The organism is Enterococcus sp. NPDC086594 (assembly GCF_044746145.1).
GTDB classification, from domain to species: domain Bacteria; phylum Bacillota; class Bacilli; order Lactobacillales; family Enterococcaceae; genus Enterococcus_D; species Enterococcus_D entomosocium.
In genome coordinates this window covers 932,718-939,834 of sequence record NZ_JBIVBP010000001.1, presented here as the reverse complement: position 1 = coordinate 939,834, position 7,117 = coordinate 932,718, and the positions used below count along the sequence as shown (strand labels likewise).

Genomic DNA, 7,117 nt, shown 5'->3' with positions numbered 1-7,117 from the left:
GTCCTCGGCATTTCTTAATATGCGCCCATAGCTCAATTGGATAGAGTGTTTGACTACGGATCAAAAGGTTAGGGGTTCGACTCCTCTTGGGCGCGCTTTAATAACGGGAAGTAGCTCAGCTTGGTAGAGCACTTGGTTTGGGACCAAGGGGTCGCAGGTTCGAATCCTGTCTTCCCGATACTTTTACAAAAGGGGCCTTAGCTCAGCTGGGAGAGCGCCTGCTTTGCACGCAGGAGGTCAGCGGTTCGATCCCGCTAGGCTCCATATCATTTGAATAAATGATTCTTTTTTACGCGGTGTAGCTCAGCTGGCTAGAGCGTCCGGTTCATACCCGGGAGGTCGGGGGTTCGATCCCCTCCGCCGCGATTTTTTAAGAGCCTGGACCTTTAGCTCAGTTGGTTAGAGCAGACGGCTCATAACCGTCCGGTCGTAGGTTCGAGTCCTACAAGGTCCATTGTGGCATTGTATCTGTTTTATTATGGAGGATTACCCAAGTCCGGCTGAAGGGAACGGTCTTGAAAACCGTCAGGCGGGTAAAACCGTGCAAGGGTTCGAATCCCTTATCCTCCTTAACTGTCTCTTTTGTTGCGAGCAAAAGAATTACAGTCTTTTAATTACTCTAAAGTAATTACTTATCGCGGGATGGAGCAGTCTGGTAGCTCGTCGGGCTCATAACCCGAAGGTCGTAGGTTCAAATCCTGCTCCCGCAATTGCTTTTGTTTTCAAAAGCGCAATAAAAGCTAAATATGGTTTGGTAGTTCAGTTGGTTAGAATGCCTGCCTGTCACGCAGGAGGTCGCGGGTTCGAGTCCCGTCCAGACCGCCATGCGGGTGTAGTTTAGTGGTAAAACCACAGCCTTCCAAGCTGTTGTCGCGAGTTCGATTCTCGTCACCCGCTTTAGCTTTTATTTTTTGGGGCCTATAGCTCAGCTGGTTAGAGCGCACGCCTGATAAGCGTGAGGTCGATGGTTCGAGTCCATTTAGGCCCATCAAAATGTAGTCATACATTTGGGGAAGTACTCAAGTGGCTGAAGAGGCGCCCCTGCTAAGGGTGTAGGTCGGGAAACCGGCGCGAGGGTTCAAATCCCTCCTTCTCCGTTTTTTTATTGGTCCGTTGGTCAAGTGGTTAAGACACCGCCCTTTCACGGCGGTAACACGGGTTCGAATCCCGTACGGATCATTTTTTACTTTTGGAGGATTACCCAAGTCCGGCTGAAGGGAACGGTCTTGAAAACCGTCAGGCGGGTAAAACCGTGCAAGGGTTCGAATCCCTTATCCTCCTTAACTGTCTCTTTTGTTGTGAGCAAAAGAATCACAGTCCTTTAATTACTGAAAAGTAATTACTTATCGCGGGATGGAGCAGTCTGGTAGCTCGTCGGGCTCATAACCCGAAGGTCGTAGGTTCAAATCCTGCTCCCGCAATCGCTTTGTTTAACGGCAAAGCAGCAATACAAAGCTTCTGGTTTGGTAGTTCAGTTGGTTAGAATGCCTGCCTGTCACGCAGGAGGTCGCGGGTTCGAGTCCCGTCCAGACCGTTGTTTTTGGCTCGGTAGCTCAGTTGGTAGAGCAATGGATTGAAGCTCCATGTGTCGGCAGTTCGATTCTGTCCCGCGCCATAGGAATGCGGGTGTAGTTTAGTGGTAAAACTACAGCCTTCCAAGCTGTTGTCGCGAGTTCGATTCTCGTCACCCGCTTTGCATTTTTTATTTGGGGCCTATAGCTCAGCTGGTTAGAGCGCACGCCTGATAAGCGTGAGGTCGATGGTTCGAGTCCATTTAGGCCCATTACATTTTCAAACTGGTCCGTTGGTCAAGCGGTTAAGACACCGCCCTTTCACGGCGGTAACACGGGTTCGAATCCCGTACGGATCATGCAAACACTCTTGAGAGTGTTTTTTTATTACCCAAAAATGATCTTTTTTATCATTTTTCAACTACGAAGGGTCAAAATTTGTTATAATCAGTCCGTTGCAAGTTCCCGAAAGGATTCGCAGCTGCGAAGATGCCTTGTAACCGAAACATATATTAGGGGGAATACAAAAATGACAGAGAAACACTTATTTACATCAGAGTCCGTTTCAGAAGGACACCCAGACAAAGTAGCTGACCAAATCAGTGATGCCATCTTAGATGCGTTGCTTGCCGAAGATCCAATGGCTCGGGTTGCTTGTGAAACGTCAGTTACCACCGGATTGGTTTTAGTTTTTGGAGAAATTTCTACTTCTGCTTACGTAGATATCCAAAAAGTCGTCCGTGAAACCATCAAAGAAATCGGCTATACACGAGCAAAATTCGGCTTTGACGGCGATACGGTTGCTGTTTTAGTAGCGATCGATGAGCAATCACCAGATATCGCTCAAGGCGTTGACGATGCTTTAGAAAGTCGCGGAGAAACGGATAAAGAAGATATCGGTGCCGGTGACCAAGGCTTGATGTTTGGTTTTGCCGTTGATGAAACACCTGAATTGATGCCTTTACCAATCGCATTGAGTCATCGGTTAGTCCGTCGTTTAGCAGAGTTGCGTAAAAACAATGAACTAAGCTACTTGCGTCCAGATGCAAAATCGCAAGTAACTGTTGAATATGATGATAACGATCAACCACAAAGAGTGGACACCGTCGTTATTAGCACCCAGCATGATGATGCGGCTGATAATGAAACGATCCACCGTGATGTCATTGAAAAAGTGATCAAAGAAGTGATCCCTGCCGATCTTTTAGACGAGCAGACAAAATATTATATTAATCCTACTGGTCGTTTTGTGATCGGCGGTCCTCAAGGGGATGCCGGTTTGACAGGCAGAAAAATCATCGTTGATACTTATGGCGGCTATGCTCGTCATGGTGGCGGTGCGTTTTCTGGAAAAGACGCAACCAAAGTTGACCGTTCAGCCAGCTATGCGGCTCGCTACATTGCCAAAAACATCGTAGCAGCAAAGCTAGCCAAAAAAGTGGAAGTCCAATTAGCCTATGCGATCGGTGTGGCACAACCCGTGTCGATCAGCATCAACACTTTTGGTACAGGAACCGTCAGTAACGATCGCTTGATTCAAGCGGTGCGGGAAAACTTTGATTTGCGACCAGCAGGAATTATTGAAATGTTAGATTTGCGCCGTCCGATTTATCGTCAGACTGCCGCTTACGGACATTTCGGTCGTACAGATATCGATTTGCCATGGGAACGCACCGACAAGGTGGCGGCACTTTTGGCAAGTGTGAAGGATTAAAAGAGGCGACCTCTATTGATGACTATCAATAGGGGTTCTTTTTTTTGGAGTAAAAGGAGGAGTTACATGCGAACCAATGTAAAATTAGTCACTATTGCGGTCTTTGTCGCAACGTTTATGACCGCGATCGAAGGAACGATCATTACGACAGCGATGCCTACCATCGTTAGTTCATTGAAAGGGATCGAGATCATGAACTGGGTCTTCTCGATCTATCTTTTGACCAGTGCGATGTTGACCCCGATCTACGGCAAGTTTGCCGATAACATCGGCCGCAAACCAGTCTTTCTATTTGGTACGCTGCTGTTTATTATCGGGTCGGCGTTTTGTGGGATGGCCAACACAATGTTGACGTTGATCATTGCCAGAGCGTTGCAAGGATTAGGCGCAGGGGCCATGATGCCCGTTGCCCTAACGATCATTGCGGACCTGTATCCTGTTGAAAAGCGGGCGAAAGTCTTAGGGCTCAATAGTACTGCTTGGGGGATCGCCAGTGTCGTTGGTCCCTTAGCCGGTGGATTGATCGTAGATACGATCGGGTGGCATTGGATCTTCTTTATCAACGTGCCCATCGGATTAGGGTTGATCGCCTTAATTTGGTTTTATTTTCATGAAGAAAAAAAGGCCTTTGCTGCAGTCAACATTGATTATGCAGGCAGTCTCTTGTTGATGTTGACGTTAGTAGGGCTCCTGCTAGGCTTCCAATTGCTAGGAGATTATGGTGTAAGTCTGCCTGTTATCGGTCTGTTCGTTTTTTCTGTCCTCACGTTTATCGGCTTCATTCGTGTGGAGAAAAAAGCAGCAGATCCGATTATTGATCTGAAGCTGTTCCACTCAAAACTATTTGTGGTGGTCAACATCGTAGCAGCTTTGGCTAGCGGCTTCCTGATGGGGATCGATGTTTATATCCCAATGTGGATGCAAGGGGTCTTAGGCATGAGTGCGGGGATTGGCGGGCTTGTGTTGGCACCGTTGTCGATTTTATGGATGATTGGTTCCTTCTTAGCCAGCCGTTGGTTGACACAACACAGTGTCAGTTGGGTCTTGACGGTTAGCTTAGTGATCACGGCTACCGGTGCCTTGTGGTTGTTTTTGACACCGGCACAGACATCATTCTGGTTGTTCTTGGTGATTTCTTCTATTACGGGCGTCGGATTAGGGGCAACGATGGTGGTTTGTACCGTTACTGCCCAAACCAGCGTTGCACCCACCCAAGTCGGCGTGGCGACTTCTTTCAATACGCTGCTGCGAACGATTGGGCAAACCATTATGGTGGCGGTCTTCGGTATCGTTTTAAACACCAGCAATAGCGTGGGCTTGGCACAGGCGCAAGTCACTGACAGCAGTGTCATGAATCAGCTGGTTGATCCAGCCGCCGCGCGTCAGCTGCCAACAGCCTTATTAGGGCAATTACGGGAGATTCTTTATAGCGGTCTACACTGGGTTTTTGGGATCGGTGTTTTACTCATTGTGCTAGCGATTGGTTTGACCCGCACGATTTCGCGAGAATCTGGTACAATATAAAAAAAGGATCGCAGGTGATTGTATGGCTTTTTTACAAGCAAATATCTATTCAAATGTTCTTGAAATGGAGGTAATGATCGATGTGATCTTGCCTCAAAGTACCAAGAAAAAAATCGGTACGCAAAGCCAATCGACGGGCACAGATCTCCCGGTGCTTTATTTATTGCATGGGATGAACGGAAATCATAGTGTCTGGCAGCGACGGACGTCGATCGAGCGATATGCCGCAGAGTATCAACTAGCGGTCATCATGCCGTCTACTGATCTGGGCTGGTATACCGATACGACCTACGAAATGAAGTATTGGACGTTTATCGCCGAAGAATTACCACAAATTTGTCATGAACTGTTTCCTCAACTGACGCAAAAACGAGAAAAAACTTTTGCAGCAGGTCTCTCGATGGGGGGCTATGGGGCAGTAAAACTTGGGCTGCGCAAGCCTGACCAGTTTGCGGCGGTAGCGTCTTTGTCTGGCGCATTAGCGCTGGCTGAAAGCATGGATTCCTTGCTGCAGCTGCGAAGCCAAGCTTATTGGGAAGGAATCTTTGGCCCTTTAGAGCAATTCAAAGGGTCAGAAAATGATTTGATCCATCTGATTGAGACCATCGATCCAAGCACCGCGCCGCGCTTTTTTATTAGCTGTGGAACCGAGGATCAGCTGTATCCGGCAAGTGAATATGCGGTGGATAAGCTGCAAAAACGCAAACTAGCCGTAACGTTTGAATCGGGAACTGGGGATCATGATTGGAATTTTTGGGATCAATGGATCCAACGAGTCCTGCAATGGCTTTTTAGTGAATAAAAAAACCATCAGTCGATCGACACCTTAACGTGCCGAGGACTGATGGTTTTTTCGTTCGATACAAAATAAGATCGGCGGCTGGTTGCGCTGATTGATAAATTGATAGGAAAGGACATTATATTCCTCTTGCGGCAGCTGCTGACAAAAGGAGTGGACTTCTTTCAGCTCTGCTTCGCCGCCAGCGTGTCCATAATAGCAGACGAGGATGATTCTACCTTTCGGGGCTAAACGTGTCAGTAAAGCTTCTAAAGCCGTTTTCGTTGTATCAGGCAGCGTGATGATCGCTTTGTCCCCTTTCGGCAAGTAGCCTAAATTGAAAATGGCGGCGTGAACCGGACCGCTCACAACATCTGCCAACGTCTCATGGCCTTGATGGATCAGCTGGACTTGCGCCAACAGCTCTTTTTCAGTCAAACGTTTTTTGGTGGCTTGGAGGGCTTGTTCTTGAATATCAAAAGCAAACACCTGACCAGTCGGTCCAACTAAGGAAGCCAGTAATTCCGTGTCGAAGCCGTTGCCCATCGTGGCATCAACGGCGGTTTGTCCCGGTTGCAGAACTTCTTTTAAAAGGGTGTGGCTATAATGCATGGCGGTCGGCAGCATTGACAAGCTCCTTTCGCACGTTGAATTTCCCTTGATAGGAGTTGCGGCGTAGCATTTCTTGATCGATCTCATTCAAGACTTCCCATTTTTTCAAACTCCACATTGGACCTACCAGAGAATCCCATGGTGCATCGCCTGTCAAGCGATGAATGATGATCTCTGGGGGGATCATTTCTAACTGATCGCAGATCAATGACACATAGGTATCGCGCCGCATCAATTGCAAACGTCCCTCATGATAATCCCGCAGCATCCGAGTATTGCGCATCAAATGCAACAGGTGCAGTTTGATGCCTTGGATATCAGAATCTTGAATGGTGCGGCGGACGTTTTCTTGCATCATCTCGATCGTCTCGCCTGGCAGGCCATTGATCAAATGGGTACAGACACGAATATTGTGTTTGCGCAGGCTGGCGACGCCGTCTAAGTAGGTTTGATAATCATGGGCGCGGTTGATGGCATTGCTCGTGGTTTCAAAAGTCGTTTGCAGTCCTAATTCGACCCATAAATAAAAGCGTTGATTGAGCTCTGCCAGATAGTCAACGACATCTGCTGGTAAGCAGTCTGGTCGGGTCCCAATGGAGATCCCGACAACACCAGGTAGTGTCAGTACTTGCTCGAAGCGCTCGCGGATCACTGCCACCGGTGCGTGGGTGTTCGTAAAATTTTGAAAATAGACAATGTATTTGTCCACTTGCGGCCACTTTTTGTGCATCATGGCGATCTCTTTTTCAAACTGCTCTGGTAACGGGGCTTCAGGTGCTACGATCATATCGCCAGAGCCGGACACACTGCAAAATGTACAGCCGCCTTTGGCAACGGTGCCGTCACGATTGGGGCAGTCGAAGCCCGCATCGATGGGAACTTTAAAGATTTTTTCGCCAAATTCTTGCCGCAAAGCAAAGTTCCATGAATGGTATCGTTTGTTTTTATCTTCTGCATAAGGAAATGGATTCATTTTTT

Annotated in this window: 5 protein-coding genes, 19 tRNA genes and 1 riboswitch; of the genes, 22 read left to right on the top strand and 2 right to left on the bottom strand. The window is 47.9% G+C overall.

The genetic code is table 11. The features are described from left to right. Positions 1-21 precede the first annotated feature (21 nt). From ACIPK1_RS04390 to ACIPK1_RS04285, 22 genes are all read left to right on the top strand, one after another. Positions 22-95: transfer RNA gene (locus tag ACIPK1_RS04390), tRNA-Arg, on the top strand. A 9-nt stretch (positions 96-104) separates the two neighbouring features. Continuing rightward, positions 105-178 (top strand) — tRNA-Pro (locus tag ACIPK1_RS04385). A gap of 13 nt (positions 179-191) precedes the next feature. Beyond that, positions 192-264 (top strand) — tRNA-Ala (locus tag ACIPK1_RS04380). Positions 265-292: 28 nt separating this feature from the next. Next, positions 293-366, top strand: a tRNA-Met gene (locus ACIPK1_RS04375). Positions 367-380: 14 nt separating this feature from the next. Continuing rightward, positions 381-454: transfer RNA gene (locus ACIPK1_RS04370), tRNA-Ile, on the top strand. A gap of 26 nt (positions 455-480) precedes the next feature. Next, positions 481-570 (top strand) — tRNA-Ser (locus tag ACIPK1_RS04365). A gap of 66 nt (positions 571-636) precedes the next feature. After that, positions 637-710, top strand: a tRNA-Met gene (locus ACIPK1_RS04360). A gap of 38 nt (positions 711-748) precedes the next feature. After that, positions 749-825 (top strand) — tRNA-Asp (locus ACIPK1_RS04355). 1 nt (position 826) lies between these two features. Further along, positions 827-897 (top strand) — tRNA-Gly (locus ACIPK1_RS04350). Between the two features lie 17 nt (positions 898-914). Then, positions 915-988 (top strand) — tRNA-Ile (locus ACIPK1_RS04345). Positions 989-1,009: 21 nt separating this feature from the next. Continuing rightward, positions 1,010-1,097 (top strand) — tRNA-Ser (locus ACIPK1_RS04340). A 10-nt stretch (positions 1,098-1,107) separates the two neighbouring features. After that, positions 1,108-1,179 (top strand) — tRNA-Glu (locus ACIPK1_RS04335). Between the two features lie 12 nt (positions 1,180-1,191). Next, positions 1,192-1,281, top strand: a tRNA-Ser gene (locus ACIPK1_RS04330). A 66-nt stretch (positions 1,282-1,347) separates the two neighbouring features. Beyond that, a tRNA-Met gene (locus ACIPK1_RS04325) sits at positions 1,348-1,421 on the top strand. Between the two features lie 39 nt (positions 1,422-1,460). Further along, a tRNA-Asp gene (locus tag ACIPK1_RS04320) sits at positions 1,461-1,534 on the top strand. 8 nt (positions 1,535-1,542) lie between these two features. Beyond that, positions 1,543-1,615, top strand: a tRNA-Phe gene (locus ACIPK1_RS04315). Between the two features lie 7 nt (positions 1,616-1,622). Continuing rightward, positions 1,623-1,693, top strand: a tRNA-Gly gene (locus ACIPK1_RS04310). Between the two features lie 16 nt (positions 1,694-1,709). Further along, positions 1,710-1,783 (top strand) — tRNA-Ile (locus ACIPK1_RS04305). A 15-nt stretch (positions 1,784-1,798) separates the two neighbouring features. Continuing rightward, positions 1,799-1,870: transfer RNA gene (locus ACIPK1_RS04300), tRNA-Glu, on the top strand. Between the two features lie 91 nt (positions 1,871-1,961). Beyond that, positions 1,962-2,043: riboswitch (SMK box riboswitch) on the top strand. Continuing rightward, a complete protein-coding gene (metK, locus tag ACIPK1_RS04295; protein ID WP_008382004.1) occupies positions 2,041-3,225 on the top strand; it encodes a methionine adenosyltransferase in 1,185 nt (394 codons plus the stop codon). It overlaps the preceding riboswitch by 3 nt. A gap of 66 nt (positions 3,226-3,291) precedes the next feature. Then, entirely contained in the window at positions 3,292-4,749 is a 1,458-nt protein-coding gene (locus tag ACIPK1_RS04290; RefSeq protein ID WP_005233363.1) for an MDR family MFS transporter, read from the top strand. Between the two features lie 22 nt (positions 4,750-4,771). Next, on the top strand, positions 4,772-5,551 hold the full coding sequence (locus tag ACIPK1_RS04285) for an alpha/beta hydrolase family protein (RefSeq protein WP_005227672.1): 780 nt from the start codon (positions 4,772-4,774) through the stop codon (positions 5,549-5,551). Between the two features lie 24 nt (positions 5,552-5,575). On the opposite strand, the gene ACIPK1_RS04280 is transcribed toward ACIPK1_RS04285, so the two are convergent. Both ACIPK1_RS04280 and ACIPK1_RS04275 read right to left on the bottom strand, forming a co-directional pair. Next, complete coding sequence (locus ACIPK1_RS04280) at positions 5,576-6,154, bottom strand: class I SAM-dependent methyltransferase (protein WP_185953789.1); 579 nt, start codon at positions 6,152-6,154, stop codon at positions 5,576-5,578. Then, the gene (locus ACIPK1_RS04275) at positions 6,129-7,112 is read right to left on the bottom strand and encodes a TIGR01212 family radical SAM protein (protein WP_005233367.1); all 984 of its coding nucleotides are present in this window, start codon (positions 7,110-7,112) and stop codon (positions 6,129-6,131) included. Before ACIPK1_RS04275 ends, ACIPK1_RS04280 begins: the two co-directional genes overlap by 26 nt. Positions 7,113-7,117 lie beyond the last annotated feature (5 nt).